General features: G+C 43.1%; 32 protein-coding genes and 1 pseudogene. 6 read left to right on the top strand and 27 right to left on the bottom strand.

Features of this window, described 5'->3' with window-relative positions; genetic code table 11:
* Positions 1-78: 78 nt before the first annotated feature.
* The 4 genes from LJE72_RS12945 to LJE72_RS12960 form a co-directional block, all read right to left on the bottom strand.
* On the bottom strand, positions 79-1,071 hold the full coding sequence (locus LJE72_RS12945; protein WP_229248013.1) for a LiaF transmembrane domain-containing protein: 993 nt from the start codon (positions 1,069-1,071) through the stop codon (positions 79-81).
* Positions 1,068-1,541 (bottom strand): PspC domain-containing protein, encoded by a 474-nt coding sequence (locus tag LJE72_RS12950; protein ID WP_229248014.1) that lies wholly within the window; start codon positions 1,539-1,541, stop codon positions 1,068-1,070. Before LJE72_RS12950 ends, LJE72_RS12945 begins: the two co-directional genes overlap by 4 nt.
* Positions 1,542-1,679: 138 nt before the next feature.
* A complete protein-coding gene (locus LJE72_RS12955; RefSeq protein ID WP_229248015.1) occupies positions 1,680-2,021 on the bottom strand; it encodes a hypothetical protein in 342 nt (113 codons plus the stop codon).
* A 97-nt stretch (positions 2,022-2,118) separates the two neighbouring features.
* Positions 2,119-3,279 carry an LCP family protein gene (locus LJE72_RS12960; RefSeq protein ID WP_229248016.1) on the bottom strand — a complete coding sequence of 387 codons (1,161 nt, stop codon included), beginning with the start codon at positions 3,277-3,279 and terminating at the stop codon, positions 2,119-2,121.
* 261 nt (positions 3,280-3,540) lie between these two features.
* Here LJE72_RS12960 and LJE72_RS12965 point away from each other — a divergent pair, with 261 nt between their 5' ends.
* The gene (locus LJE72_RS12965) at positions 3,541-3,972 is read left to right on the top strand and encodes a hypothetical protein (protein ID WP_229248017.1); all 432 of its coding nucleotides are present in this window, start codon (positions 3,541-3,543) and stop codon (positions 3,970-3,972) included.
* A 123-nt stretch (positions 3,973-4,095) separates the two neighbouring features.
* Here the strand turns inward: LJE72_RS12965 and lysA are convergent, their stop codons facing one another.
* The 5 genes and pseudogenes from lysA to LJE72_RS12990 all read right to left on the bottom strand — a co-directional run bounded on the left by lysA (position 4,096) and on the right by LJE72_RS12990 (position 7,293).
* Complete coding sequence (lysA, locus tag LJE72_RS12970; RefSeq protein WP_229248018.1) at positions 4,096-5,430, bottom strand: diaminopimelate decarboxylase; 1,335 nt, start codon at positions 5,428-5,430, stop codon at positions 4,096-4,098.
* 510 nt (positions 5,431-5,940) lie between these two features.
* Positions 5,941-6,273 (bottom strand): annotated as a pseudogene (locus tag LJE72_RS12975) (response regulator); the annotation flags it as partial.
* A 20-nt stretch (positions 6,274-6,293) separates the two neighbouring features.
* On the bottom strand, positions 6,294-6,461 hold the full coding sequence (locus LJE72_RS12980; protein ID WP_312038933.1) for a sensor histidine kinase: 168 nt from the start codon (positions 6,459-6,461) through the stop codon (positions 6,294-6,296).
* A complete protein-coding gene (locus tag LJE72_RS12985; RefSeq protein ID WP_229248020.1) occupies positions 6,410-6,937 on the bottom strand; it encodes a sensor histidine kinase in 528 nt (175 codons plus the stop codon). Before LJE72_RS12985 ends, LJE72_RS12980 begins: the two co-directional genes overlap by 52 nt.
* Positions 6,934-7,293 (bottom strand): hypothetical protein, encoded by a 360-nt coding sequence (locus LJE72_RS12990; protein WP_229248021.1) that lies wholly within the window; start codon positions 7,291-7,293, stop codon positions 6,934-6,936. The genes LJE72_RS12985 and LJE72_RS12990 overlap by 4 nt, the downstream gene beginning before the upstream one ends.
* 213 nt (positions 7,294-7,506) lie before the next feature.
* Here LJE72_RS12990 and LJE72_RS26760 point away from each other — a divergent pair, with 213 nt between their 5' ends.
* Together LJE72_RS26760 and LJE72_RS12995 are read left to right on the top strand one after the other, a co-directional pair.
* A complete protein-coding gene (locus LJE72_RS26760) occupies positions 7,507-7,740 on the top strand; it encodes a molecular chaperone TorD family protein (RefSeq protein WP_396391001.1) in 234 nt (77 codons plus the stop codon).
* 42 nt (positions 7,741-7,782) lie between these two features.
* Positions 7,783-7,953 carry a hypothetical protein gene (locus LJE72_RS12995; protein WP_229248023.1) on the top strand — a complete coding sequence of 57 codons (171 nt, stop codon included), beginning with the start codon at positions 7,783-7,785 and terminating at the stop codon, positions 7,951-7,953.
* Positions 7,954-8,070: 117 nt separating this feature from the next.
* Here the strand turns inward: LJE72_RS12995 and LJE72_RS13000 are convergent, their stop codons facing one another.
* The 7 genes from LJE72_RS13000 to spoVAC all read right to left on the bottom strand — a co-directional run bounded on the left by LJE72_RS13000 (position 8,071) and on the right by spoVAC (position 14,786).
* Positions 8,071-9,099, bottom strand: coding sequence for an acyl-CoA dehydratase activase (locus LJE72_RS13000; RefSeq protein ID WP_396391004.1), 1,029 nt, complete (start codon positions 9,097-9,099; stop codon positions 8,071-8,073).
* Positions 9,086-10,234 carry a CoA protein activase gene (locus LJE72_RS13005; RefSeq protein ID WP_229248027.1) on the bottom strand — a complete coding sequence of 383 codons (1,149 nt, stop codon included), beginning with the start codon at positions 10,232-10,234 and terminating at the stop codon, positions 9,086-9,088. The genes LJE72_RS13000 and LJE72_RS13005 overlap by 14 nt, the downstream gene beginning before the upstream one ends.
* Positions 10,176-11,291, bottom strand: coding sequence for an acyl-CoA dehydratase activase-related protein (locus LJE72_RS13010; RefSeq protein ID WP_229248028.1), 1,116 nt, complete (start codon positions 11,289-11,291; stop codon positions 10,176-10,178). The genes LJE72_RS13005 and LJE72_RS13010 overlap by 59 nt, the downstream gene beginning before the upstream one ends.
* Positions 11,292-11,313: 22 nt before the next feature.
* Entirely contained in the window at positions 11,314-12,807 is a 1,494-nt protein-coding gene (locus LJE72_RS13015) for a spore germination protein (RefSeq protein WP_229248030.1), read from the bottom strand.
* 44 nt (positions 12,808-12,851) lie between these two features.
* Positions 12,852-13,214 (bottom strand): stage V sporulation protein AE, encoded by a 363-nt coding sequence (gene spoVAE, locus LJE72_RS13020; RefSeq protein WP_229248032.1) that lies wholly within the window; start codon positions 13,212-13,214, stop codon positions 12,852-12,854.
* Positions 13,215-13,233: 19 nt separating this feature from the next.
* Positions 13,234-14,241: a stage V sporulation protein AD gene (spoVAD, locus tag LJE72_RS13025; RefSeq protein ID WP_229248033.1), complete on the bottom strand. Its 1,008-nt coding sequence runs from the start codon at positions 14,239-14,241 to the stop codon at positions 13,234-13,236.
* A gap of 77 nt (positions 14,242-14,318) precedes the next feature.
* Positions 14,319-14,786 (bottom strand): stage V sporulation protein AC, encoded by a 468-nt coding sequence (spoVAC, locus tag LJE72_RS13030; protein WP_229248034.1) that lies wholly within the window; start codon positions 14,784-14,786, stop codon positions 14,319-14,321.
* A 251-nt stretch (positions 14,787-15,037) separates the two neighbouring features.
* Here spoVAC and spoIIAA point away from each other — a divergent pair, with 251 nt between their 5' ends.
* From spoIIAA to LJE72_RS13045, 3 genes are read left to right on the top strand one after another with little or no spacing between them, the layout of a single operon-like run.
* Positions 15,038-15,382: an anti-sigma F factor antagonist gene (gene spoIIAA, locus LJE72_RS13035; protein ID WP_229248035.1), complete on the top strand. Its 345-nt coding sequence runs from the start codon at positions 15,038-15,040 to the stop codon at positions 15,380-15,382.
* A gap of 1 nt (position 15,383) precedes the next feature.
* On the top strand, positions 15,384-15,821 hold the full coding sequence (gene spoIIAB, locus LJE72_RS13040) for an anti-sigma F factor (RefSeq protein WP_073030287.1): 438 nt from the start codon (positions 15,384-15,386) through the stop codon (positions 15,819-15,821).
* 13 nt (positions 15,822-15,834) lie between these two features.
* Entirely contained in the window at positions 15,835-16,632 is a 798-nt protein-coding gene (locus LJE72_RS13045; protein ID WP_073030288.1) for a SigF/SigG family RNA polymerase sporulation sigma factor, read from the top strand.
* A gap of 12 nt (positions 16,633-16,644) precedes the next feature.
* Here the strand turns inward: LJE72_RS13045 and LJE72_RS13050 are convergent, their stop codons facing one another.
* The 11 genes from LJE72_RS13050 to LJE72_RS13100 all read right to left on the bottom strand — a co-directional run bounded on the left by LJE72_RS13050 (position 16,645) and on the right by LJE72_RS13100 (position 26,940).
* The gene (locus tag LJE72_RS13050; RefSeq protein WP_229248036.1) at positions 16,645-17,793 is read right to left on the bottom strand and encodes a D-alanyl-D-alanine carboxypeptidase family protein; all 1,149 of its coding nucleotides are present in this window, start codon (positions 17,791-17,793) and stop codon (positions 16,645-16,647) included.
* A 191-nt stretch (positions 17,794-17,984) separates the two neighbouring features.
* Positions 17,985-18,482: a CoA-binding protein gene (locus LJE72_RS13055; RefSeq protein ID WP_229248037.1), complete on the bottom strand. Its 498-nt coding sequence runs from the start codon at positions 18,480-18,482 to the stop codon at positions 17,985-17,987.
* Between the two features lie 97 nt (positions 18,483-18,579).
* A complete protein-coding gene (locus LJE72_RS13060; protein WP_229248038.1) occupies positions 18,580-19,881 on the bottom strand; it encodes a pyrimidine-nucleoside phosphorylase in 1,302 nt (433 codons plus the stop codon).
* Positions 19,882-19,893: 12 nt separating this feature from the next.
* Complete coding sequence (locus tag LJE72_RS13065; protein WP_229248039.1) at positions 19,894-20,724, bottom strand: purine-nucleoside phosphorylase; 831 nt, start codon at positions 20,722-20,724, stop codon at positions 19,894-19,896.
* On the bottom strand, positions 20,724-21,905 hold the full coding sequence (locus LJE72_RS13070; protein ID WP_229248040.1) for a phosphopentomutase: 1,182 nt from the start codon (positions 21,903-21,905) through the stop codon (positions 20,724-20,726). The genes LJE72_RS13065 and LJE72_RS13070 overlap by 1 nt, the downstream gene beginning before the upstream one ends.
* A gap of 8 nt (positions 21,906-21,913) precedes the next feature.
* The gene (gene xerD / locus LJE72_RS13075; protein ID WP_229248127.1) at positions 21,914-22,822 is read right to left on the bottom strand and encodes a site-specific tyrosine recombinase XerD; all 909 of its coding nucleotides are present in this window, start codon (positions 22,820-22,822) and stop codon (positions 21,914-21,916) included.
* Between the two features lie 92 nt (positions 22,823-22,914).
* On the bottom strand, positions 22,915-23,115 hold the full coding sequence (locus LJE72_RS13080; RefSeq protein WP_229248041.1) for a hypothetical protein: 201 nt from the start codon (positions 23,113-23,115) through the stop codon (positions 22,915-22,917).
* A 232-nt stretch (positions 23,116-23,347) separates the two neighbouring features.
* On the bottom strand, positions 23,348-24,463 hold the full coding sequence (gene ald / locus LJE72_RS13085) for an alanine dehydrogenase (RefSeq protein ID WP_229248042.1): 1,116 nt from the start codon (positions 24,461-24,463) through the stop codon (positions 23,348-23,350).
* A gap of 139 nt (positions 24,464-24,602) precedes the next feature.
* Entirely contained in the window at positions 24,603-25,202 is a 600-nt protein-coding gene (locus LJE72_RS13090; RefSeq protein ID WP_229248043.1) for a stage II sporulation protein M, read from the bottom strand.
* A gap of 35 nt (positions 25,203-25,237) precedes the next feature.
* Positions 25,238-26,407 (bottom strand): endonuclease Q family protein, encoded by a 1,170-nt coding sequence (locus tag LJE72_RS13095; protein ID WP_229248044.1) that lies wholly within the window; start codon positions 26,405-26,407, stop codon positions 25,238-25,240.
* Complete coding sequence (locus tag LJE72_RS13100) at positions 26,404-26,940, bottom strand: NUDIX domain-containing protein (RefSeq protein ID WP_229248045.1); 537 nt, start codon at positions 26,938-26,940, stop codon at positions 26,404-26,406. Before LJE72_RS13100 ends, LJE72_RS13095 begins: the two co-directional genes overlap by 4 nt.
* Between the last annotated feature and the right edge of the window lie 24 nt (positions 26,941-26,964).

Raw genomic sequence — 26,964 nt, forward strand, 5'->3', positions numbered from 1 at the left:
AGATATTGATTTTAATAAAGAAAACTTGGCTAACGCCAAGCCTTCAGACAATAGCAACTATTCAATTCTGATAAGCCACTAAAGTATACTGTTTGATGGCCGCTCCAATAGCAGGATTCCAGCCGCAGTGGAAATTTCCAAGTCGATTTTGCTCTTAGCTTCTGCATAGTTCAGACTAACCCAGTCTTTGTTCTCTAACAGTAATCCCGATCCCATGAAATTTGTACTAGTGGCCACTCCGTTTAAACGAATCTTTAAGCCGGTTGCTTCGGGGACAACCAAAGTAAGCTTAGAGGCGCCACTCTCAATTTCCCCATCGGTGGCACTTCCCAAGTCACCAAATTGAAGTTTCAATTCGCCGGCTCCAGTACTAATTTTGAATCTATCCACGATGAGTTGGCTTAAATCAATATCTCCGTTGATTGCTCCGGCTTCAATATCAACTTCATAGTGTACTTTCGGCGAAAGATTTAGCGAGATATCTTTAAAGTTACCTGGCCCTATTCCTGGTGTTGATGAGGAAAGCTTAGCATTTATGGTATCTCCTGATTGCTCAATGACTATGGGCGATCCGTTTATTGTCGGGGCTGAACCTCTGCGTTCCCACCTGTAACTCCCCGTCATAAGTTGCCCTTGGCTTTGGTTGTTCTCTAATGCCTTTACCTGAAATTGAGCTCCCCCTAATTCAAAATTTAACTGTGCTTTTTTGACCTCTGAAGGTAATGGAACGTCTATTGTTCCTGATCCTCCTATCCTGGCAGGTACCTCAATTGCTTCAGTTCCTCTTAGATTACTATAAAAATTATTTGACATTCTCCAAGGTACGGGCTTATCCCCCACAACTAGGGAATACCCGACCATACTCAAGAGAAAGATTAACAAAATCGCACTGAGGGGAATCCTCCGGTTAAACAACAACCCAATTCCGGCTAAAATAAGAATTAAAGGCCATAAATCAAGGACGTGCACCCATAAATTCCAAGATAGGAACCCATAATTGAGCAGGAAGAAGATAATTCCCATTGTAATTAGAAGCAGTCCTCGACTTACGCTATCAAAGACTCTTTTCATTTTCTTCCCCCCCGCACAATAATAGCGAGCCCAATAAAGATAAGAAATACAGGCCACATTTTACTCATATCGAACCAGAATGGGAACCAGCGTTCAAGTAAAAATACCAATCCTAAAACAACCAAAACACCGCCTGCAATTTTAGTGCGATTTTCATGACTCTGCTGATTCTGGTGATTTTCTGGTCTCCCAAATTCCTTAGTCGCCTCGTCTAAATCATCGACCAATTCCTTAACGCCATCCCCAGCATCATGTTTATAATTCCTTAGGTATCCACCATGCTCTGTCGGATTAACTGGAATAATCACCCAGGCAACTAAATACGCCAGAAAACCAACTCCCCCTGCAAACAAGGCAATTAAAGCAATGAGCCGCACTAAGGTGACATCGACTCTAAAATAGTCTGCAAGTCCCCCACAAACCCCTCCAATCATCTTATCTCTTACCGATCGATAAACTCTTTCAGGCATTTTTTGTTTCCTCCTATTTATCACTAAATTTCTCTACACTCTTATTACGTTTGAAAGGAATGAAATGTTTCATCCCAAAACAAAAAAAGAAGCATCAAGCCAATGATGCTTCTTTTATCATTCGAAATCTTTGTCAGATTAGATGTTTTCATTAATCTCTTCCGTTGCTTTTTCAATCTCCTCAGAAGACATTCCACTTTTACCTAAATTAAATTTAATCGCATCAGCCCAAAACGCACATTTTGCACTCATCTTTTTAAATGCCTTAGCATTAACTTTACTCTCTTTTGCCCTGGCATCCGCATTAGATTGTACAATTGAACAAATATAAAGAGCCTTTACACGATCATCATTATTAAGGTCATTGAATTTCAGATTTAGTTCCTCAATTAGGGTACGATAATATTCTGAAAACTCATCAAAAGGGATTTCCGTTTCCATGTGCAAGTATTCTTTCAACTTCTCAAGCAACTTATCCAATGTTCACCCTCCAAAAATTCAACCTACTAAATTAATCTTATATAGTATATAACCGTTTAAGTTAAATGACAAGGGTTACACATATTGAGCTAATAACTTAAGTCTGCTGAAAAAATACAGAGGTAGTTTTCCCCTCTTCTATAAGCCGTTTAACCACGGAATGTGACTTCAGTGGGTCAACTCTCCAATAACTAATATCATTTTCGATAAGAAAATTACCCGGTAAAGTCTGGGATATAATCTCAGGGTTTTCAAAACGATTCATAATATTTGCCAGTGTCCATAATTCACTTACCGAAAGATCTGTTTCCATCGATTTATTCAGCTGAGAAATAAGCCCGGGTAATTTCGGTAAGGTCTTAACTTGCAACAGCTCTTTTTGCATTGCTTTAAGAACTGCTTGTTGCCGAGATGTCCTTGATATATCTGCCAAAGCATCTTGACGAAACCTGGCATATTGCAAAGCCTGTGTCCCATTTAAGCGTTGCGTTCCTTTTTTTAAGTTGATAATTCCATCTTCTGCGTCCCCGGTAACATAATACATATCTTTTTCAATTGTTAGAGTTACTCCTCCTAATGTATCGATCATTGTCTTAAACCCTTTGAAATTCGTCAGAACATAGCCGTCTATTGGCTGGCCTGTTAGTTCTTGAACTAAGGCCTTAGTAGTTTTAAGTCCTTTTCCCAGGCGAGCTGCAGCATTGATCTTTTCCTTTCCATAGCCGGGAATATTAACTTGTGTGTCCCTTGGGATAGAAATGAGAGAGACTTGGCCGTTTACAGTATTGATATTGGCTACTAATAGAGTATCCGTGTTACTAAAGGATTTTTCACCCGGTCTTTGGTCCACGCCAACTAAAAGCACTGTGAAGTGCTTCTTATTAATAGCGGAGACAGTCTCTTCATCATTAAAATCATTTGAACCATTTACTGTCTGAGCTTGATCACACTTACTGGAGTCAAAGTCATTTGTATCATTTGCATTGCCGATATTTTCGGTCCCTTGCTTATTCTCAGTCTCCATGGTTTCCGTAACGATTTGATCCTCGCTTTGTGAGGTACTGTTTTCAAGTTGGCTGTATTCTGTCTCCATCTTCGCAAGAGTAATGGGGATATTTTCATTTCCCATAATAAACTGATTCACTAAAAGATCACCTATAATGAGACTAATACCTAGAAATAACCCGAGAAGCATAGGTTTTTTATAGGCCCTAATGACCCGGAAAAGCGTTTTGATATGATTCTTTTTTTCCTGCATCAGAGTCCACTCCATTCTAAAACTCTTTTCCTTAGCATCAAACAATCTCCTCCGAAATATTCTCGATAAACTACAAAAAGGCAAAAAAAGCGCCTCTTAATTAGGCCCAATTTTTGCCTCTCAACATATCGATTATATTCTTCTAAATGTAGCATCACAAATTAAAAATACATATAATACCAATACAAACCTCATAGACATAAATCCTTTGATCCCATCGACCTGCAATAACCTGATGTTCAACGAAAGGGGGAGACAGCCTTGAATCATGGATATTCTCATCATCTCTATACACCTGTAATGAGAAATCCTTGCCTCTTTCATCAAAATACCATTCGGCCTACCCCCACCTATTGTCCCGCTCAACGACCCGCTTCATCAATGCTCAATGCATATCCTGCCACTCCTGCCCTCTATACACGTCAATCTTCGTATATCGGTCAATCCCCTATGCCCTATTTACCCAATTCCTATTCTAATTATCCAACTTTACAGAGATCCCCTGTCCCTTCGTCGATTCCCTTCTCTTCATATTCTATGCCGGCCTTTTCTTATGCACCAACAGCTTCTTCTAAAGGTCTAACCATCATTCTTATCGCTACTCTTATACTAGTGGCTCTCGACCTTGTAATTGTTCGTCCACAAAAATCCAGAACAATAGTTCAAAGTTCGGATAGGGAATTTCGCCCTTAGCATATAACCCTCGGCTGATATATGAAAATTTAAATAGGTGCCATTAGCCTTACTATCTAACTAATAAAAAAGGGACGTATTACGCATTAACAACGTACATACGTCCTTTAGACTGCCAAAAGATTATGGGCTGGCCATTTTTACAGGCTTCAGCCGTTCTGGCAAAACATCATTTCTCAGCAAATCCGAGTGGGTTTCACGTTTTACAATTACATCTGCCTGACCATCCTTCACTAAAACCACTCCAGGCCGTGTAAGCCGATTGTAGTTGGAAGACATGGAATAATTATAAGCACCCGTAGATGTTACCGCCAATAGATCACCTGAGTTCACTTTAGGCAAATAAATATCCCAAATCAGCATATCCCCAGACTCACAGCATTTTCCTGTAATAGACACAGACTCAGTTGCTTCTTCATTGGAACGATTGGCAAGGATTGACTCGTAACGTGCTTGATAAAGGGAAGGCCGAGGGTTATCTGCCATCCCCCCATCTACCGCAACATATTTACGAATTCCAGGAATTTCTTTTATTGAACCAATCGTATAAAGGGTCGTTCCTGCCGTCCCCACAATCGAACGACCCGGCTCAATAACTATTTTAGGGCAAGGGAAATTCTTACATTGACAAGCTTCCTCCAGAGCAACCTTAACCGTTTCGGCATAATCCGAGATTTTGGCGGGTTCATCTCCAGAAGCGTAGTATATTCCGAATCCTCCGCCAAGATTCAATTCCTTGAGCAGGCAACTCGTCCGCACATGGGTATCTGCCATATACTTGATCATAATCTGAACTTCATGCCGGAAGGAATCTAATTCAAAGATCTGCGATCCGATATGAGCATGCAACCCTTTAACCTCAAGATTAGAGTAACAAAACGCTAAATCGAGGGCTTGGTCTGCAGTTCCGTTAGATAAGGTAAAACCAAACTTAGAATCGATCTGACCAGTCTGAATATATTCATGTGTATGTGCTTCAATTCCTGGGGTTATTCGGAGAAGAACATTTACTTGTTGATTCATCTCTTTAGCCAGATCATTTAATAGGCTCATCTCATAAAAGTTATCAATAACAATTCGACCAACTCCAACGTTAATTGCCATTAACAATTCTTCGCGTGATTTATTATTGCCATGAAAACAAATGTGTTCAGGTGCAAAATCCGCTTGAAGTGCTGTATAGAGTTCTCCCCCCGAAACGACATCTAAACCCAAGCTTTCCTCTTCAATAATTCGACACATAGCCAAGGTTAAAAATGCTTTGGATGCATAAATCACCTCTGTATTTTCCATACCTTTAACAAACGAACTATGATATTGTCTGCAAATGTCACGAATATGGGTTTCATCCATGATGTATAATGGGGTTCCAAATTGGCTGGCCAGCTCTACAGTATCGCATCCGCCAATTTCCAAATGCCCCTGCTGATTTATAACTTGTGTTCCGTGCAACCTCACACTTTTCCCTCCTCTTCTTACTCAATTATTTTCCGTCAAGAAAATTAAAACGGCAATGAAGTTCCCTGTTGCCGTACAAGATGCACAGAACGATGGCCCTCTTAATTGGCTATTTTCCAACATATTTTTGCCCCAGCTTTTTTTAAACACCTCTTACCCTCTATAAGTGAACACCCTGGGCAACCAAATCACCATACCTTGGTAAACAAAGATCGGCTCGTCATATTTATGACATCTATTCAAATTTCATTCGTATTTCTCAAATCTGTTGCAGGTCTTATTTGGGGCAGAGTATACTCACCTCTCACTCACTATGCCTTTACTATGTCAAAATAATGCCAAAACTACAATACAACGTGTTGGGGGATGGTCTCCCCAACACGTTGTATCACATTTCCAAACCCAAATGACGGTTTAACTTTGTAATCAGGCCCTTCATGCGAATGGCTAATAACAAACTTTATAACCTACGCCCCATACAGTGATAATATACTCTGGGTGAGCAGAGTCCAGCTCTACGGGACTGAAAGGTTTGGTAATATAATCATCTGCTCCCATATTGAACCCTACGCTCTTATCGACAATATCCTCTTTGGCCGATAGTAGAATAATAGGAACTTCACTTTTTTGGCGAATTCTCCGGCAGACTTCAAATCCATCGATTTCCGGAAGCATGACGTCGAGAATGATTAGATCTGGAGCTTCATGAGCAAACATTTGCAAAGCTTTTTCTCCGTTGGAAGCATAAGAAAAGTCATATCCCTCTTTTCGAATAAGACGTTCTACTATGGTACGAATACCTTCTTCATCATCTACCAACATAACTTTTAAGCGCTCCATCATTTTCACCCTCTTTTTTCTCTTCACTCAATATCCTTGATAGGAAGACCTACAATGAATGTACTTCCTCCGCCTGATCTGCTTTCCACTTTAATCCAGCCATTATGAAGTTCTACTAATTCTTTGGCTAAAGCCAGCCCTAGTCCTGTTCCTTTATATTTACGAGAGTGGAACTGTCGGCCTGGGTGAATTTCTCAAAAATATACGTTTGGTATTCTTCTTTAATCCCTATCCCATTGTCGGCTACTTTAATAAGGATCACCTTTTCCTGATCGTTAAACTGAACTAGGATCTCAACCTTTCCGCCTTTTTCTGTGAACTTTACAGCATTTCCAGCAAGGTTTTCCACAACTCTTCGTATCTTCTCCGAATCTGCCTTGGTTAATGGGACCTCTGGAGCAACCCGGACATGAAATGTCAATTCTTTGCTTTTAGCCAAAGGAGCGATAACACTCTCTACGGAGGTTATAATGTCGGTCATATCCACCACTTCTGTAACAAGCTGATCTTTCCCTGCCTCGATTTTGGCGAGATCCAGAATATTGTTGATGAGCCTCAGTAAAATTTGACTGTTGAGGAGGACTGCTGTTAGATAGTATTGTTGTTCCTTTTCTTCCAATGGAATATCTACTAACATAAGCTCGGCAAACGCTATTATAGAGGTCAAAGGAGTCCATGGCTCATAACCGCTAAAAATTCAGTTTTATAAAGATTAGTTTCTTTTAATCTGATATTCACTTGTTCTAGTTCCTGTTTGTGTCGTTGCAAAATCAAGTTGCCTTTTTCCAATTCATCGGTTCGCTGTTCAACTTTTAACTCTAAATTAGTATACAAATCCTTTAGCTGACCAATCATAGTCTGAAAATGATTGGTCAGCCTCTTTATTTCACCTTTTGCTTTCAAATCACTCAGATTTACATTCCATTTACCCACACCTACTTGAGCAACAGCATGCTCCAGTTCGCCAAGAGAACTCGTCACCATTTTGGTTACTAAAAAATAAATATCTATGGGCATTGTCAAACTTAGAGCTCCTGCAAAATCTCTGATTTCCAGACCTTCTTTGGCAAATCCGCAGAACTCATTTGGAAATGAACCTGCTCTAGAATTAATTCGGATTCTAAACAGCGATCATACCCAGACATCTCTGTCTCTGCTGTCCATTAAAGAAGGTTTAGGATCGGTAAGGGATTTTGCTGAGCAATTAGAAGTGAATAGGGAAGATGCTATGGCAAGGTGCTCACGGAATATACACGATTGTTCATTGGTCCAACTAAATTGCCAGTTCCTCCTTGGGAATCTGTTTATGTAAGCAAAGAGAGATTGTTATTTCAGGAAAGTTCCTTAAAAGTACGCCAACGCCAATGCTACTTAAACTATAACTTTCTTCCTGCTAAGTATCGTTCTGAGGCTGATGACCACATTGCTCTGGAACTAGATTTCATGTACAACCTTAGTAGTCTTGCCTAAACCACCTTCCAGGAAGGGAATCTCAGTAAAGTTAGTGAAATTTTGGAGAATCAAAAAATTTTAGAAGAGCATTTACTGGTTTGGGTTCCTCAGTTTGTTGCTGTTTTGAAAGAGGCCACTTCTCATTCTTTATACAAGGGAATTGCTTTCATATTAGGACAATTTCTGAAAACCGATCTGCTCATGAGTGATGAAATACTGGCTGCCTTGTGATTTTTCCTCTTCTATAAATATGAATCCTGCTTTCCTGTATATATTTCTGGAAAGCAGGATTCTATTATTTAAACTGGATTGTCAATAAAAAAATTGAAATGTCTTATTTACTTGTGTTTAAGCTCCCCGTTGTTCAACCTTTTGTTCTAATCCACTAATAGCAGTATCAGCAGCACCAGCAACCGACCACTTTCCACACCGATCTCCCCATCTGGCCAAGCTCCTGCCATCCTGTGTGATCTCTACTACTTCACATCGGTTCGCACACCCTGTGCAATCAAAGCTTTTAGCTTGAAAATGCGTTTCACCTAGGTCTAAGCCACGAAATCGGGTCCGATTACCCGGGCGTGATCCAACTTTTTCTTGGGCCAGATAAGCCGCTCCTAAAGCACCCATGACATCATAATTCTCAGGTACAATAATCGGTTGCCCTAACTCTTCTTCAAAGGCTTTACATATTCCCGGGTTGGCCGCCACACCCCCTTGAAAAAAGATGGGGCCCTTAATGTCTTTGTTTTTGCCCACATTGTTTAAATAGTTCCGCACCATGGCCTGACAAAGTCCTGCCAAAATATCCGGCAATGAGTGCCCTAACTGCTGTTTGTGAATCATATCAGATTCTGCAAAAACCGAGCATCGTCCGGCAATTCGTACCGGATTTTTTGCTTCAATGGCCAGAGGACCAAATTCTTCAATCTTAATTCCCAATCTAGAAGCCTGCTGGTCAAGAAATGAACCTGTCCCTGCCGCGCAAACCGTATTCATGGCAAAATCAGAAACGACCCCATCTCGGAGAATAATTATCTTTGAATCCTGTCCGCCTATTTCAAGGATAGTTTGTACTTGAGGATTTACTCTTGAAGCAGCTACGGCATGGGCTGTGATTTCGTTCTTTACCACATCCGCTCCTAATAAAGTCGCCGCAAGCTGACGAGCACTGCCCGTAGCTCCGACTCCCATAATTTCAGCTGACTTCCCTATTTTAGATCTTAGAAGTTTAATCCCCTCTTGAATAATTTGCATAGGACGTCCTTGTGTTCTTAGATAAAGTGCTTCTTTCACAGTATTGTCCGGTCTCAGTAAGACCATATTTGTACTTACCGACCCAACATCAACGCCAAGAAAGTATTTATCATCCACCAACACCTAACACTCCTTCTCTTGTTTGTATGCTCTCTCGCAGAAGGCGCGGTCTTTCAAGCAGGTCGACATACGCTTCCAAGCGAGTTTGTATCCCTGCATGGCCAGTATGCTCATCCACAATAAGCGTCATAATCGGTATCTTATAAGTTTCTTGAACCTTAGGTAAGACACTGGCTGCCACAATTTCCGGCATGCAGGATAAAGGGAAAATTTGAATGATTCCATCATATCCTTCCCGTGCAAATTTCACGGCAGCCCCAACTGTTTCCAGACCATGCCCCCCTACAAAGTGGGGCAAAAAGGGTTTGGCATGTCTGGGATAGGATCTGATCGATCGATAGCCCGGAGCGATTCCTCGAAAGATATGACTTCCGACCCACCCTGAAAGATAAATAGAACGATCAACTTCCACCCCTAGACGTCCCAGTTCCTCCTCTATTCCCACTGAACTAAAGGGATCAAGAATTGTATAAATCTCGCCAACAATCCCTATACGAAGGGGTTTATTACTCCCTTCATTCATGCTGTTTAGCCCTTCTTGACGTTCTCGAATAGTCTCTTGAACCCAACGAACCGCATCCTGAACCCCTTTTTCCGTCATAGTCTGGGCAAGCCTTTGCTTGGCACTTTCATATAATTTTTCTGTATACAAAGGGTGTGAGAGCCTTGGTCGAGCTGCATGTATCAAATCTTCAACTCTATCTAAAGCTACACTTTTCAAATAGGCGAATCGCATAGCCTTTAGAATCTTTGCCCAGGAATTTTTCCTTCCAGCTAAAAAGCGAATACGCTTGGCCAACCCTGCCAAACTTCCATCAGGAGGCTCCAGAGTAACTACTTCGTAGTTATACCCTGCGTCCCAAAGGATTTGTCGTTCCACTTCACCATAATAACCAAACCGGCAAGGGCCGATTCCACCAGTAATTACAATCGTATCTGCCCCTGCATTCGCAGCTTCCAGATAATTTCCGAGATTTAATTTCAATGGTAAACAGGCCGATTCCGGTGATAATTTCGTTCCTAAATTTAAAGTTCGTTTACTGTTAAACGGCGGGACCACCACATCAACATTGAGAGATTCAAAGAGCGTTTGAATCACGATCCAGGCATTCCCCATATGTGGAAACGTAACCTTCATGGCCCCTCCTCCTTTCGATCATATCCAAAAAGGCTTCAAGCCGAGTAACGAGACCCGCCTCTCCACTGTGTTCATCCAGGGTAACCACCATATAGGGCTTATGTTGTTCTCTGGCTCTTCGAGACACTAGTTCTTGTACCATCGAGTCCGTCCCGCACCCAAAGCAAGTAAGATAAATAATACCGTCAACCCTTTGATCCTCAGCAAATTTATTACCGGCGCCGAAGATTTGCTTAGAGTGACTCCAAAATAACTTTTTCCGCAATCCGGATAAGTTAGTCTCGACTTCTTCTTGATTGACGTTTTGGACCAAATCCACCTTCGCTTTCTCGCGAAGCTTTCTGAGAAGATTTAAGTTAGCATAAGATTCATGTATTAGGTAAGAATGTCCAACTAAAGCAATTCTCAGACGATCCTCATTCTGATCAACTATCGGAAGCTCATCTGTAGGTTTTAATGCCGTCGATGACATTTTTGCAAACATCTGCTCTTTCCATGTCACTGGGGTGGGGACCTTATCACTTTCCCTTAAGTCCTTTGCAGCTCGTTCAATCTCACGAATACCGTCCTCAAAATTCCACCCCGCTCCCATTGTGTCTTGATATCTTTTCTGCCACTCTATGCCTTCGTTAAAGGCCATACGGACATCCGGGCTGCCCTTGCCCAGTTTTAGTCCCAAACCCTCCAGATCCTTTAACACCTGACGTCTGCCCATTCGCCAATTCATGGTAACAGTTAACACAGGCATTCCCTGAGGAACTGCCGTAAGCAGACTTTCTGGAATACCCAGGAATTTTGGACAAGTGTATGTATCTGTTTCGACACTAACTATACGAGGCAGAAAAATCCAATCAACATCCTTTAAGGCCTGAATATGGCCTGCTAGAAGTTTAAGCGGTAAACACGTTTCGTCACTGGCTTTCTTTAAGCCCTGTTCCATAATTTGCCGATGAGTGGCCGGCGATGTTACCAACTCAATACCTAGACTATGGAAAAAACCGGCCCAAAAAGGGAAGTGGTCAAAATAGTAGAGAGCACGAGGAAACCCAATTCTCACTTATGCTGCATCCTTTCAGATCCTATTTGCCGCCGCCCCGCGGCTGACGATCATTGTCTTGTGGTTTTAAGATGCTTGGGCGTTTATTTGCAATCGGAACGGGAGAACGAACTAAAATTGCCTTCATTGCCTTTGCATCAAAAGGCAGAAGGGGCCAGAGGTAAGGCACACCAAAGGATTTTGTCCGCCATAAAAGGAAGAATACCGCTGCTGCCCCGATCCAAAACCCAATAAAATTAAAAAGTCCAGTCATTATGATGAGGAACAACCGTGCTAAACGGTTGGCTAACCCTAATTCATAGCTGGGCGTTGCAAATGTCCCCACTGAGACAATCGCAATATACATGACAACCTCCGGGGTAAACAGACCTACTTTCACGGCGATATCCCCGAGCATAAAAGCCGCGATCAGACCTAAGGCGGTTCCAAGGGGACCGGGAGTATGAATTGTTCCTAAACGCAAGAGATCCACGCCAAACTCAGCCAATATTACCTGTACCAGTAAAGGAACTGTTGTTTGCTCCGTGAGACCGATAAACTGAATCGATTCCGGCAGTAACTGCGGATTCAGAGCCGCACCTAACCAAAGGGGGAGAAGAAAAAGGGCTGCAAAAATCCCTCCAAATCGTATCCAACGCAGATATGCCCCTACAATCGGTTCTTGCCGATACTCTTCCGCATGCTGAACATGACTCCAGAAGGTCGACGGTGCGATCATAATGGATGGAGAGGTATCAACTATAATGACGACATACCCTTCCAATAAATGAATAGCCGCTACATCCGGTCGTTCAGTATATCGGACACGAGGATAAGGGTTCCAGAATTTACTTCCGAGAATAAACTCTTCGACACTTTTTTCTGCCATAGGAATGCCGTCAATTTTTATTGCCTGGATGTCTTCTTGAATCTTTTTTACCATATCTAAGTTGGTAATATCTTCAATGTAGGCAATGCAAACATCAGTCTTTGATCGGCCGCCCACTTGAACTAACTTCATACGCAGTTTTGGATCTCGCAAACGTCGGCGTATTAAAGTTGTATTCATGACGAGGGTCTCTGTAAATCCGTCACGACTTCCCCGTGTCACCCGCTCGATATCAGGCTCCTGAGGCGCACGGGCAGGATAGGACCGTGCATCCACAATAATGGCTTTATCCTGTCCATCGACAAAGATGGCCATGGGCCCCGATAAAACGAAATAGAATACTTTGTCCATAGTTTGAACTTCAGAGACTTGTAAATTAACGATACGTCCCTTAACAAGTTTATCTAAGGCATTGACAATGAGGTCGGATCGTTCTAAGTCAATCAAGGCATCCAGTATATAACTTGCGACTTGCGAGTTTACCATCCCATTAACGGAATAGATAGCAACTCTTTTGCCGCCAATAGACATTTCACGAAGCACGATATCAAAACTATCAGGCACTCCCAATTCCCGATTTAGATACTCGATATTTTCTTGATAATTCTTACTTACGGGAATATTTTTCTCGCTTGAATTGTCATCCATACTTTGCAGCTCCCTCTTATTCCTGGCTCTCGTTTCGCATGGCTTTATCCCTTTGCTTTAAAAGCAACTGACATCAGATAGCCAAAAAAGACAGCTGCCGCAATCCCTACCGCTGCCGCTTCAACCCCACCGGAAAAGGCTCCCATAATCCCTCGTTTTTCAACCGCCTCCATGGCCCCTTTCGCTAAAGAATAACCAAAACCGGACAGGGGAATTGAAGCACCAGCTCCACCTATTTTCACCAAAGGTTCGTATATCCCCAACGCCCCAAGAATTGCTCCGCCAGACACAAAAGAAACTAACACGTGGGCAGGCGTAAATGTGGGCTTTGTTAAGTCCATAAGAAGCTGTCCTATCATACAAATTATCCCTCCGACAATAAAAGCCGGAACAATCATCTCAAACATATTCTTACGATCCTTTCTGTTACCCTTCAATAACCACTGCGTGTCCAATACCGGGAATGGATTCTCCCTGTAAGGCAGAGGTTGGACTATGCAAGGCACCACTGCCTACCAGCATGACCCTTTTTAGCTTCCCGGCTTTAATTCTCTGCAAAATATCCCCAGCCAAGACTACCGATGAACAACCACACCCACTTGCTCCTGAGTGAGTATCCTGACTCTCGTCATAAATCATGACCCCGCAATCAGTAAAGTTCGTCCCCATATTCATACCGCTTTGCTTCAATAGTTCACAGGCTAGTGCCAAACCGACCGCGCCCAGATCTCCTGATGCAATCAGATTATAGTCAACCGGTCTAAGCTGCCTATCATGAAAGTGATTTAAGATCGTATCAGCAACCGCAGGAGCCATTGCCGCGCCCATATTATTCACATCTTTCACTGCAAAGTCTATTACTCTTCCAATTGTTGCTGAAGTAACGCGCGGACCCGCTCCGTCGCTTCCGAGAAGTACACTGCCCGCCCCTGTTACTGTCCACTGTGCACTCATAGCCCTTTGCGCACCCTGCTCGGTGGGCAACCGATATTGACGCTCAGCAGTATCGTGGTGGCTGGATACCCCCACTAGTACCTTTTGGGCAAATCCGCCATCAATTAACATACTCCCTACAGCTATACCTAAAGCCATAGTAGAGCAAGCTCCATACAAGCCGATAAAAGGTAAGGCCATTTGGCGAGCCGCAAAATTTGAAGAAATAATTTGATTCAGTAAATCTCCCGCTAACATAAAGTCAATTTGCTCCTTTGGGACTGACGCTTGATTTATGGCCCCATTCATCGCCTCTTGAAGCATTTTGCTCTCTGCAACTTCCCAGGATTTTTCGCCATTTAGGGCGTCTTTCCAAACCTTATCAAAGGTCTTTCCAAGAGGTCCTTGTCCTTCTTTAGGACCCACTATAGAATAGGACGATAAAATAACTGGCGGTTTAGCAAATACTACTGTCTGGTTTCCTACTCGTTTTAAGCTCATTTCAACCTATCCCCATTCATAAGGTGGAATATTTTATAATTAGTAAACTTGAAGTTGCTAGTCAGCATCTGTTTTGACTAGTGTAAAAGAAAGTACACAAAACCCACGACAATCGAGGTCGTGATGCCGTATACTAGTACTGGTCCTGCAACCGTGAATAATTTTGCCCCAACACCCATTACATATCCTTCACGCTTAAATTCCATGGCAGGGGCAACAATAGAATTTGCAAACCCCGTTACCGGAACAATTGAACCCGCACCTCCAAACTTCCCAATTTCATCATAAACGCCTAAACCAGTTAATAAAGCTCCCAAGAAAATCATCGTTGCAGTCGCCGCAGTCGATGCTTCGACGCGTGCTAAACCAAACGAGCTAAATAAATTGATGAAAATCTGCCCGATCGAACAGATAATCCCACCTACTATAAATGCTCGAACTACATTTTTGATAATTGTTGGCTTGGGTGTATATTGCTTAATTAAGGTTTGATATTTTTCTGCAGTTACAGATAACAAGGGTTTTTTTTGGGTTTGGTCAGCCATCCCCATTTCCTCCTTTTTTTACCAGTCAGAAAGTATAACTTTTTGTTATATACTTTCTGGAAGCATATTTTCTTTATCAGCGTCTAGCACTTTCTATTATTTGGCACAATGGGATATATTATACTTATTACCACAGTCTTTAATAATTTTTCTATTTCGACAGAGCCTTACAAGTAATTCCTAAAATTCAAGCAGGAAAATTATGGGTTATAGCGAAATCATTAGTATTGATAAATTTAGGGGGAATGGTCTTGAACCTTGAAAAAAAAATAGAACGCCTGACCCTACTTCTGCGCATAGACGGCGAACTGGACATGCACACTGCATCCGATCTTCGACAAGCCATAGACAGTGAGATTGAGAAACGAGGAATTCGTACAGTCATCCTTAATCTTCAAGATGTTCAGTTTGTCGATAGTTCCGGACTGGGTGTTATTCTGGGCAGATACAAGAAACTGCTTCCTTTAGGCGGAAAACTTAAAATCACGAATGTACCCCCTCACATTTATAAGATCATGGAATTATCCGGTTTACCAAAAATTATTAGCTTCTATATTGACGAAGCACATGCCTATGAGGAAGGAAGGGGAGCTTAATATGAAATCCAACCAAATAACCCTCACGTTTTCCAGTATCGCTGAAAATGTGAGTATTGCCCGTTTACTCATTGCTTCTATAGGAGGGCAATTGGATCTTTCACTTAATGACATCGAAGAGCTTAAAGTCGCGGTTTCCGAAGCAGTTTCTAATGCTATCATCCACGGATACCAGAGTGTCCCCAATAACATTGTTTACCTCGATCTGGAGATCGCTGACGACACCCTCATTATTGTTGTAAAGGATGAAGGATGTGGCATCTCTAATGTTGAGCAAGCAATGCAACCTGCTTACAGTACTGATCCTGAGCGAATGGGCCTAGGCTTTGTCTTCATGCAATCTTTCATGGACGAGCTTCAAGTAGAATCTAAACTTGAAGTGGGAACAACTGTTACCATGAAGAAGCGCTTCAAGCAAACACCCATCTCCTCTCATTAGGGGGGGCGAAATTATGATTCAACGACTATCAGAAATGAACCTCCCCCACTTTCCTTTGCTCTCAGATAAGGAGATGATGGAATACCTTCATGCTGCTAAAGAGGGTGATACAGCGGCCCGAGAACGTCTAATCAATTGTAACTTGAAACTAATTTTTAATTTAGTTCAACGTTTCACTCATCGAGGCTATGAGATGGAAGACCTCTTTCAGATTGGTACTATCGGGCTGATTAAAGCCATCGACAAATTCGACTTCACCTATGGCGTCAAGTTCTCAACTTATGCCGTGCCAATGATTATCGGAGAAATACGGCGTTTTCTCCGGGATGATCATCCCGTGAAAGTTCCTCGCTCCTATAAGGAACTTGTCTATAAAGTGAATCGCGCTCGTGATGAACTGTCAGCCACCTTAGGCAGAGAAGCAACAATCGGAGAAATTGCCAATAGTATCGGTATTGATCGAGATGAGATCGTCATTGCACTTGAAGCTATCCAAAGCCCTACTTCCATCTACGATACCCTATATCAGGACGACTCGGATCCCATCTACGTTCTCGATCAACTCTCTGATGAAAAGGGTCTTGAGCCTGGCTGGTTCGAAAAAATTGCCCTTAATGAGGTCTTGGACAAGTTGCCTGAGAGAGAGAAGCGTGTCCTGCTAATGCGATTTTTTGAAGATAAGACCCAGAGTCAAATCGCCAGTCAGCTTAATCTCTCTCAAGTTCAGATTTCTCGAATCGAACGTGCCGCGCTCCTTAGAATCCGCAAATTAGCCCAAATTAATGATCGTTCAGACATAGATCCAGAGTAGAATCCTTGATGGCTAGAAACCGAAAACACCCTTCATGGTACGTCCCAACTGATTGATGAGCCCAGCTTTGGCAACAGGATGATCAGCAATTAAATTAACGCTCGCTTGCAACTGGTCATTTTGATAAAGTAAAACTTCTCCTAATTTTTGACCCTTCTCAATAGGTGCACTGATTTCTGGGTTAAGCTTTGTCTCGACCCAGAAATTTTTATCTTTTCCTTTCTCCACTGTTGCTCCCAAGGATTTTTCTGTGATAGCTATTATCTCATTTTCTACCCCTTTACTAACTTTAACGACTCCCTGCTTCTCTTCAGCTGGGGCAAACTGTTTAAATTCATATTTAGCAAAACCATAGTTGTAGATTTTCATGGATTCAGCAAAATGTCCCCTAACTTGAGGTACACCCATAACGACACAAATTAACCTTAATCCATTTCTTTCAACCGTCGATGCCAGACAATATTTAGCCTCATTAGTCCAACCTGTTTTGAGACCATCCGCACCGGGGTACCACCACAGCAACTTGTTAGTATTCCAAAGCTTAAATTTGCCCTCCCGCAGGTCATATTCCTTCATGCTGGTCAGCTTACGAATAAGGGGATAATTAAGTGCTTCCTTAGAAATCATCGCCAAATCGTATGCACTCGTATAGTGCCCTTCTGCAGGCAGTCCGTAAGCATTAGCAAAATGCGTGTTTTTCAGTCCTAATTCTAGAGCCTTGCGATTCATTTCCTCTACAAAGGCCTCATGTGTCCCATTGATATGTTCAGCTACTGCGACACAGCCATCATTAGCTGATCCTACAGCAATAGCAATTAACATCTGCTCTAAGGTGAAAGTTTCTCCAGGCTCAAGGTAGATTTGAGAACCTCCAAGTTTACAGGCATTCTCACTCGCTGTTACGATATCTGTCAACTTAACTTTTTCTGAAGCCACTGCTTCTGCCGCTACCAATAATGTCATAATCTTAGTGACACTTGCCGGCGGCAATTCCTTCTGTGCTTCTTTTTCATACAGTATTCGTCCAGAAGCTGCGTCCATCAAAATAGCACTCGTTGCTTCAGTCTCGATCTCAACTCCCAATACTGGCTGCACGTGAGCAAAGCCTATGTTTCCAAGTACAACTGCCATCGCTAAAACCATTGATAAAACTTTGCGCATCTTTTGTCCCCCCTCATAAAATTAGTGAAATTAAAGGTGACTTTATTATTCCCGAAAAAGTAAATTATATTGGATTGCTCCTATAAAATAGCAAAAAGCCTTTGTAAATTGCTTAAGCAGATTACTAAAGGCCTTTTTTATATCTAATTTAACCCAGACCTTATCTTCATTGGGAACTCCACCCACGCGCTTCAATACCTGCTAAACCGCTTCATAGGTACTTTAACATCTCTAAGTCCATGCCAATAACAGGGACTCAAATAGCGCAGACTTATTTTAGAAGGATAAAGTCTGTGCCTCAGCACACACCCGCGAATAACCTCAATTCCTGCGCTGTCGCATTCTTGTTGGAGTTCCCGAGTCCAGGTTTGTTCTTGGAACCAAATCTTACTGCATCCTGCAGACACCGCATCAGGAACCAGAGACTTGAGCCTTTCTGGCAACAGACACGGTACTGCAACCGTTACCTTGTCTGTCAGTTGCGCTAAATTGGAGTAGACCTTGCTCCCATCTACGCGAGATAAACCCTCAGCAACGGGATATACAACACATCTGAAATCTTTCAATGCCCGCCAAACCTTCCAAGCATGTTTATGCTTTTGAAATTTTTGAGCATCCCCTAGCACGGCAAACGTATCCTGAGTCGATAACCCTTCGGCCAAAGGGTAAAAATTTTTCTCACGGACCATAACAAAAATCCCCCTCCCCAGTTGCACTTATAATATGCATACGTGAGGAGGGGAATATTATGAGTAAAGTGGGAGTGTTACGATAATTATAAATCGTTTACTGTATAACCTCTTCAATTAAAGAAGGCAACTCAGGAGCTTCATTTCCTACAGAAACTAAGTCTTTAGCTAAGAGCAGTCCCTCTGCTAACTTCTCTTTATCACTGCCATAGAGTTGCAATAGAGGTTCTCCGGCTTCTACCCACTCTCCAGCTTTTTTAACTAGTAAGACCCCGGTCCCTAAATCAATGGGGCTGTCCTTTGTAGTTCGACCTGCACCGAGAGTCATAGCTAAAACCCCAACTTTTTGTGCATCAAAGGGTCGTACGTACCCGGATTGATGAGCAAGGATGGGTAAATTCCATGGTGCGAGCTTAAGGCGTCGATCCATTACAGCTTGGGCATCTCCCCCCTGCTCTGTTAAAAAGGCTAAAAATTTATTCCACGCTGCACCACTTTCTATGCTATGAAGCAAGCATTTCTTGCCTGCCCCAACATTGGGTACAGAGTCTCCAGCCACAAGCATCCAAGCTCCCAATTCTAAACAGACTTTCATTAAATCATCCGGACCCTTCCCCTGCAAGGCATCCGCCACTTCAAGGACTTCCAAACTATTTCCGACAGCACGGCCCAGGGGCTGATTCATATTACTTAATACTGCAATCGTCTGTCGCCCCAGAGCTTTGCCGATGTCCACCATTGTCCTTGCTAATATTCGGGCATCTTCAACCGTCTTCATGAAGGCCCCGGAACCGTACTTTACGTCCAAGACGATCCCTTGGGCTCCTGCAGCAATCTTCTTACTCATTACAGAAGAGGCAATCAGAGGAATGGAACTGACAGTCCCAGTGACATCGCGGAGAGCATAAAGTTTTTTGTCGGCAGGTACAAGATTTCCCGTCTGGGCGATTACGGATAATCCGATCTTCTTAACTTGCGTCAGGAATTCTTCCTGTGTAAGCTCGACCCGAAATCCGGGTATCGAGCTAAGCTTATCGATCGTTCCCCCAGTATGCCCAAGCCCTCTCCCGGACATTTTTGCCACAGGCACGCCACAGGCGGCAACCATTGGACCGATCAGTAAGGTAGCTTTATCTCCCACCCCTCCTGTGCTGTGTTTATCGACAAATCGCCCGCCAATAGCGGAGAGATCCAGTTGATCTCCGCTATTGGCCATCGCCAAGGTAAGTTCGGCAGTTTCCTCAAGGGACATACCCCGAAAATAAACCGCCATAGCCCAAGCAGACATTTGGTAATCAGGGATATCTCCTTGAACATACCCTTTGATAATAAATTGAATTTCCTTCTTAGAAAGGGATTCCCCGTCTCTTTTCTTCACAATTAGATCTGTCATGCGCATATGAAATCACTCCTAAAGTACTCTCATGAGACCCTGCACAAAGTTGACGAATTTCTTTTCAACCCGTTCAGCTGTTTCCATAACTTCCGTATGACTAAGTTTTTGGGGCAAGATGCCAGCTGCCATATTAGTTACACAGGAGATCCCTAAGACCTTCATGCCACCATGATTGGCAACTATAACTTCGGGAACCGTACTCATGCCCACCATATCTGCTCCAATCACACGCAAATGGCGAATTTCGGCAGGGGTTTCATAGCTGGGGCCGCTCATGGCCGCATAAACCCCTTCATGAGGACGAATTTCATGCTCTTGAACAATAGCTAAGGCCTTTTTACGCCACTCTGAATTATATCCCTCGCTTAGGTCTGGAAAGCGAGGACCTAGATTTGAAAGATTTAACCCACGCAAAGGATTTTCACCCATCATGTTGAGATGATCTTTAATGAGTATCAGATCTCCCGGACGAAATTCCGGATTTATTCCCCCGGCTGCATTCGTAACAACAAGTCCGGTTACTCCTAAGACTTGCATTACCCGTATTGGGAAGGTCACTTCCTGCATAGTATAGCCTTCATAATAGTGAAAGCGGCCTTGCATGACTACAACTGAGCGATCCTCAACTTTTCCAAAAACTAGTTTGCCCGCATGCCCCTCAACCGTCGAAACAGGGAAATGCGGAATATCTTTGTAGCTAATTGTTACCTTCTCCTTAACCAGATCAGCAAAAGCCCCTAACCCAGAGCCTAGAATAATACCAAGCTCAGGCAGTGAAGGAACTCTCTCTATAAGGTAACTGCGCGCCTCAGCTAGTTTAAAATTATATTCCTGTTCCGAAATCATTAAATTCCCTCCCGTTCTATATCCGAATAGAAGCTTTTTCCATTGGCCATTGGCTCAGTATTAAGGTATTCGACCACAGTTGCCCCTAAATCTGCGAAGGTAGATCTCACGCCCAGGTTGACCCCCTTGTTCAGGATTGGCCCACAAACCAATAACGGAACATATTCCCGTGTGTGATCTGTACCAGGCATGGTTGGATCACACCCATGATCCGCCGTAATGATAAGCATGTCCTCTGACCCCAGGGCTTCAAATATCTCCGGTAAACGTGCATCAAAATCCTCTAAAGCCTTAGCATACCCTTCAACATCATTTCTGTGTCCATATATCATATCGAAATCGACAAGATTGGCCATAATCAGGCCAGCTTCTACCTTGGCCATATAGGCTAAAGTTTTATCAACGCTCTCCATATTCCCTTTTGAGGGAACATAGTCAGTTACACCCCGCCCGGCATAAATATCATTTATCTTACCCACCGTACAAACTTCTAGCCCGCGTCCCTTTATATATTCTAATAGTATTTTATGAGGGGGTTCGAGTGCAAAGTCATGCCTGTTTGTGGTGCGGTAAAAATTCCCTGTCTCTCCGAGAAAGGGCCGTGCAATTACGCGTCCAACACGCAATTCACCCATCAGCATAGTACGTGCTGTCTGACATATGCGCATTAGCTCCGGCAAAGGAATAATTTCTTCATGGGCAGCCACTTGAAAAACGGAGTCAGCTGAAGTATAGACAATAGGTTTCCCTGTCCGTACATGCTCTTCACCAAGACGCTGAATGATCTCGGTCCCGGATGCAACTTCATTACCGATCACCTTTCTCCCTATCTCTAGCTCATAGCGTTTGATAAAATCCCTTGGAAAACCTTGGGGAAAGGTTGGAAGTGCTCTCTCCAGTATTACTCCCGCCATCTCCCAATGCCCGGTTGTTGTATCCTTGCCTAGAGATCGTTCTGCCATTTTTCCAAAATTGCCCTCAGGAGCAGGAGCCGGGGGTACTCCCGTGATAGAATTAATATTTCCCAAACCAAGTTTTTGAAGATGAGGGACATTAAGTCCTCCACGCTGACGAGCAACATTACCTAACGTATAGCTCCCCAAGTCCCCGTATTTCTCAGCATCGGGCATTTCACCTATTCCAACGCTGTCTAATACAATAATTATAACTCGCCTTGGCATGTCTTTCTTCACTCCCTAATCTTATAATCCGCTCGTGGATGAGCTTTCTGAAAAACATCTAACAAGCGCCTCCGTGTCAGATGGGTGTAGATCTGAGTGGTGGAGATGTCTGCATGTCCTAACATTTCTTGAACCGAACGCAAATCCGCCCCATGATCCAAAAGATGAGTTGCAAAACTGTGGCGAAACATGTGAGGAGAAATCGATTGCTCAAGATTATGATCTTTTCCCCATTTTTTTAGAATATACACGACTCCTTGACGAGTTAGAGGACGTCCATGAGAATTCAAAAAAAGAATATCGCTTTTTTGCTTACCGCATAAGCGCCCGCGCGGCCCGTTTAAGTAACGCTCCAAACCTCGAATTGCAGGCTCGCCTAAGGGTACAATCCGCTCCTTATTCCCTTTGCCGATACAGCGTACATACCCCACATCCAATGAAACATCCGACAAGTGCAGCCCAATCAGTTCAGAAACTCGAAGCCCGCTGCTATAGAGAACTTCCAGCATCGTTAAATTTCTCAGAGTAAGATCCGTTTTCTCCTCTGATTTTAATAGTTTGTCCATTGTAACTTCCGACAACACCTTCGGAAGTGGTTGATTCAGCTTTGGAGTCACTAAATATGTACTTGGATTATCGCCACGTTGCCCTTCATCCAGCAAAAACGCAAAAAATCCTCGGAGTGTTGCATTACATCGTGCAATAGTTCGAGGGGATTTTCCAGCTTCCTTGCATTTTAGCAGAAACAGAAACAAATCATTGCCCTCACAGCCGGAAATGTCCGTACCACGCTGTTCAAGGTAGCTCATCAACTGACGCAAGTCACGTTCATACGCCTGCCTAGTGTTCTCAGAAAGCCCCCGCTCAACATGCAAGTAGGTCAAGTACTTCTTCAAACTCTTCTCTTCGGAGGTCAATTCCCCCCCCCCTTTCTTACTAAGTTCTACACTGGCAGGGGATTTTCCTTGTACTAGCGGAAAGTATAAATTCAACTAAAGTACATCCTGTGTTAAATATTTATCTCTCTGGAAAGATTTATTTCTACCCGCAAAGGATTGCCATGTGGATTTTTCTCATTATGTAACATAGAAGACATTAAGCTATTGCACACAGCAACTAATTTTGGCAGAAGAACGGCAAGTATTATTAAAAGCACAAATACCCTGCCAAGATAAAGGAAAAAATCCACCCAGCTTTTTTTTGGCCGCATCACGCCCCCCCCTATCCCTAAAACCTATGCACCTCCTGATTGTCCTTATCCTAGAAAAAAGAAAGGGACCGTAACCTTATCTTCATAACCCTCCCACCAGCGGGCTCGTAGCCACCATTGCTGCAATAAGAAAGAGTGGTCTCCGAATTAACGGATTCCACTCGATGATAAACAACCATGCTCTGCAATTCATTCGTATTTGAACATTCCTAATTAAATCTGTGCACTCTGCTTAGAGCAGAGCTTCTTCTAATGGAGTATACATAATGTTCAAGGATTGAGCGACGGCCTTATGGGTCAACTTGCCGTTTATGACGTTAACCCCTTTACGCAGGGATCTATTTTCTTGAATCGCCTTAAAATAACCCTTATTTACGATTTCAAGGGCATACCCAAGTGTAACGTTAGTCAAGGCAAAGGTTGATGTACGGGCAACTGCTCCGGCAATATTTGGAACTGCGTAATGAACAACCCCATATTTAATAAAGGTGGGATCATCATGAGTTGTAACCCGATCAATAGTAGCAATACTGCCGCCTTGGTCGATTGCAACATCGACAATAACACTTCCGGGAGACATTGCTTGCACCATGTCCTCAGTTACCAGGTGGGGTGCACGGGCACCAGGAATAAGAACCGCTCCAACTAATAAATCCGCTTTAGCCACACTATTGGCTATATTAAAGGGATTTGAAGCCAAAGTTCTGACTCGGCCATTAAACATTTCATCAATGTCCCTAAGCCGCTGAGTGCTTTTTTCCACTATCGTAACTCCTGCTCCCAGGCCAATGGCCATTCTGGCAGCATTTGTTCCAACAATTCCGCCTCCAATGATGGTTACGTTTGCAGGAGTAACTCCTGGAACACCACCAAGCAGAATGCCTTTTCCACCGTTAGGTTTTTCGAGTAATTCAGCTCCTATTTGAATTGACATGCGTCCAGCTACTTCACTCATTGGAATAAGCAATGGCAATGAGCCATTATCCAATTGAATGGTTTCGTAGGCTATTGCCACTACTTGTTTCTCCATCAGTGCTTTGGTTAATTCGGGTTCTTTTGCCAGATGCAAATAAGTGAATAGAATTTGTCCCTTTTTGAAATAGGCATATTCATCGGCTACCGGTTCTTTAACCTTAATAATCATTTCGGCTTGCCATACTTCTTCGGATGAATCAACGATCTGAGCACCAGCATCAATATACTGTTGATCGGTGATACCACTTCCTTCTCCAGCAGCCATCTCCACAAGAACTTTATGCCCAGTCAAAGTAAAAGCGTGGACTCCGGCTGGGGTGATAGCCACACGACTCTCATTATTTTTTGTCTCTTTCGGTACTCCAATCAGCATGATTAAACCTCCATCTCAATCATTAGCACTATTATAGTTTTATTATAATGCAACCATTGTACGGATAGCAAGCCTTGAAATCTCAGTCTTACTCACAATTGCACTTTTATTAGGATCCGTGGCATCTAACAACAACCTGCTAAAGGGTTAATAAGCGCAAACCAAGGATCGAAAAGTAACCTTGGGCGACACCTACTGCAACTGCACCAATAGAAACAAAGGCAGCCGCTGCTGTATAGTAAAGAAATTCTCTTCGCAATGACTCTCCTCTAGCTTTCCCACGAAGTAACAGAAATGAAAAGATTGTTGCCAGTCCTGCTCCAAGGAGCAGTAAAGGAATTGCAAATATTGTCGGCACGAAGACGGTCGTTAATACCAAGGCAATTCCCAGTGTTCCTTTCGCTCCAATAATAAAGCTGATGGTAAAGCCAAGAATAAATCCTCGTGTAAAGACAATTAAATAGATTAAGGGAGCACCGATAATGGTAAGCCCTAAGATCCATATTCCAGCCATCATGATAAACATATCCCTGGCAAGTTGTCCAAGAAAAGCAGGTTCGAAAGAAGTCGGTTGATTTTTTAAAAGTGTGTCTAAAAAATTTACTAATTGGGAGGTTTCAGAAAGTCCTAAAGCGTTAACCCCCACTCCCCCAAACACCACACCTGCAAGATAAACACTTGAAAGCGTGAGATAAATAACCCAATATTGACGAATGTGTTCGCCGAGTTGTTTCCACATCCTTTGCACCCCTTCCCATAGTCCTCTATGGGATTTTATTCCACTTCAGGCGAAAGTATGTCCACAACTCTGCCAAATACTCCCCCTCCGCCGGCTTCTATTATTAATTCACCATAACGATCTTTGATAATCCAAGCAGCGACCTTTTCTCCAGCGACGGCCCGCAGCTCTTCCATGTTAACCTGATGAAGTATGGTCATTTCTGTGCCAAAAGCACTTAAAAGTCGTTCATACATTTTAGGCCCGATTCCCGGAAGTTGTCGCAGGGGGACCTGATGAACATAGGTTGAAACATCGTGTTTTCCCAACGGACGATCCGCTATACTGACCAAACGATCCAAGACACCCATGACAACCTGCTTGCTCCCACAATCAGGGCACATCAATTGTGGAGCGGGGCTCTTGATTACCTTTTCACAGCTCAGACAATACGTACGATGATATTTGCCAACTCTTGGGGGCAAGCCATAATTTCGAACAGCCTGTTTGCTTTTCCCTATAATTAAATCCAATAATCCACCGAAGGAAGGGTCTGTTCTAGCTAAAGAGTTATACTCTCGGGCAATGTTTGGCAGAGAGTGGGCATCTGAGTTACTAAACATGACCATAGAATCCAGTTCACTGATGCTCTTCGCCATTGCCCTGTCGGCACTGAGCCCAATTTCTACTGCTTTGGGCAAGATTGGCAGAACATCTCTCAACCTCCGGCAACAAGCGCCGTAAATTCCCTTATGAGGAGTAAAGGCATGAGCAGGAAACCATAGTCCCTCTGCCTTAGTAACAGCCTCAAGCCATAGATCAATGGGGAGAAATCCCCTCTGAGTACTTAATTGCCAGTTTTTAATACCATTCTTTATAGACCGAACATACTGTTCTACTTGTTCGAGATAAGGAAAATAAGCCAAGAAATGAGCATTTCCTTCACCGACTTGCAGTTCAATCTCATGTCCGGGAATCACCGCTAACCCATTGGCAGCATACCCTCCGGTTGATAGAGGTTTTAAAACTCCTGAAGCAAGTAAAGTCTTAAAATCCCCTTGGACTCCCGGTGAATGTGAATCAACAATCCCAACCAGAGAAAGTCCTTTTACTTCCCTTGCAACTTGAAGAATATTGGGTAAGGTTAAGGTCTTCGCCCCAGTGATCTTTACATATTTGCCGTCTAAGCTTTGCCCAATATGTATATGCAAATCTGCAAAAATCATCCCATTCGGCCTTGAACAAGTAATATCCCCAGTATAGTTTTAGCGTCAATGAACTCATTCTGTTTCGCCCTTTGCACTGCTTCATCCCATGCGATTTTTTCTACCTCTATAAATTCGTCATCATCTGGAGTGAGGGGATCCCAGACCAAATCTCGAGCCAGAAAGAGATGCATCACCTCATCCGTAAAACCCGGGGTGGTATAAAATGTGCCGATATGTTCCATGCTCCCTCGATAACCTGTTTCTTCGCGAAGCTCTCGTACAGCACAATCAAGGGGAGGCTCCTGAGGATCGAGTTTTCCTGCAGGGATTTCTAAGGTTTCCTGGGCAATGGCATATCTGTATTGACGAACTAGAAGCACCTGCTGATCCAAAATAGCAATAATCCCTACTGCTCCCGGATGCCTCACGACTTCACGCGTTGACTCATGTCCGTTAGGCAAACGAACCCTATCCCGATCCAAACGGAGCATTCTCCCCTCAAAAAGCACTTCTCCATCGAGACGTTCTTCTTGTCGATTTTGCTTTTCCAATGAATTCCCCTCTTTCCTTAACTT

Source organism: Desulfosporosinus shakirovi, from assembly GCF_020595055.1.
Lineage (GTDB): Bacteria > Bacillota > Desulfitobacteriia > Desulfitobacteriales > Desulfitobacteriaceae > Desulfosporosinus > Desulfosporosinus shakirovi.

What these genes read in the sequence shown, in the direction of transcription:
- LJE72_RS12945 (WP_229248013.1), bottom strand. Translation starts at nt 1,071, where the DNA reads ATGAAAAGAGTCTTTGATAGCGTAAGTCGAGGACTGCTTCTAATTACA.
- LJE72_RS12950 (WP_229248014.1), bottom strand. Translation starts at nt 1,541, where the DNA reads ATGCCTGAAAGAGTTTATCGATCGGTAAGAGATAAGATGATTGGAGGG.
- LJE72_RS12960 (WP_229248016.1), bottom strand. Translation starts at nt 3,279, where the DNA reads ATGCAGGAAAAAAAGAATCATATCAAAACGCTTTTCCGGGTCATTAGG.
- LJE72_RS13005 (WP_229248027.1), bottom strand. Translation starts at nt 10,234, where the DNA reads ATGAAGGTTACGTTTCCACATATGGGGAATGCCTGGATCGTGATTCAA.
- LJE72_RS13015 (WP_229248030.1), bottom strand. Translation starts at nt 12,807, where the DNA reads ATGGATGACAATTCAAGCGAGAAAAATATTCCCGTAAGTAAGAATTAT.
- spoVAE (WP_229248032.1), bottom strand. Translation starts at nt 13,214, where the DNA reads ATGTTTGAGATGATTGTTCCGGCTTTTATTGTCGGAGGGATAATTTGT.
- spoVAD (WP_229248033.1), bottom strand. Translation starts at nt 14,241, where the DNA reads ATGAGCTTAAAACGAGTAGGAAACCAGACAGTAGTATTTGCTAAACCG.
- spoVAC (WP_229248034.1), bottom strand. Translation starts at nt 14,786, where the DNA reads ATGGCTGACCAAACCCAAAAAAAACCCTTGTTATCTGTAACTGCAGAA.
- spoIIAB (WP_073030287.1), top strand. Translation starts at nt 15,384, where the DNA reads ATGAAATCCAACCAAATAACCCTCACGTTTTCCAGTATCGCTGAAAAT.
- LJE72_RS13045 (WP_073030288.1), top strand. Translation starts at nt 15,835, where the DNA reads ATGATTCAACGACTATCAGAAATGAACCTCCCCCACTTTCCTTTGCTC.
- LJE72_RS13050 (WP_229248036.1), bottom strand. Translation starts at nt 17,793, where the DNA reads ATGCGCAAAGTTTTATCAATGGTTTTAGCGATGGCAGTTGTACTTGGA.
- LJE72_RS13055 (WP_229248037.1), bottom strand. Translation starts at nt 18,482, where the DNA reads ATGGTCCGTGAGAAAAATTTTTACCCTTTGGCCGAAGGGTTATCGACT.
- LJE72_RS13060 (WP_229248038.1), bottom strand. Translation starts at nt 19,881, where the DNA reads ATGCGCATGACAGATCTAATTGTGAAGAAAAGAGACGGGGAATCCCTT.
- LJE72_RS13065 (WP_229248039.1), bottom strand. Translation starts at nt 20,724, where the DNA reads ATGATTTCGGAACAGGAATATAATTTTAAACTAGCTGAGGCGCGCAGT.
- LJE72_RS13070 (WP_229248040.1), bottom strand. Translation starts at nt 21,905, where the DNA reads ATGCCAAGGCGAGTTATAATTATTGTATTAGACAGCGTTGGAATAGGT.
- LJE72_RS13080 (WP_229248041.1), bottom strand. Translation starts at nt 23,115, where the DNA reads ATGCGGCCAAAAAAAAGCTGGGTGGATTTTTTCCTTTATCTTGGCAGG.
- ald (WP_229248042.1), bottom strand. Translation starts at nt 24,463, where the DNA reads ATGCTGATTGGAGTACCGAAAGAGACAAAAAATAATGAGAGTCGTGTG.
- LJE72_RS13090 (WP_229248043.1), bottom strand. Translation starts at nt 25,202, where the DNA reads ATGTGGAAACAACTCGGCGAACACATTCGTCAATATTGGGTTATTTAT.
- LJE72_RS13095 (WP_229248044.1), bottom strand. Translation starts at nt 26,407, where the DNA reads ATGATTTTTGCAGATTTGCATATACATATTGGGCAAAGCTTAGACGGC.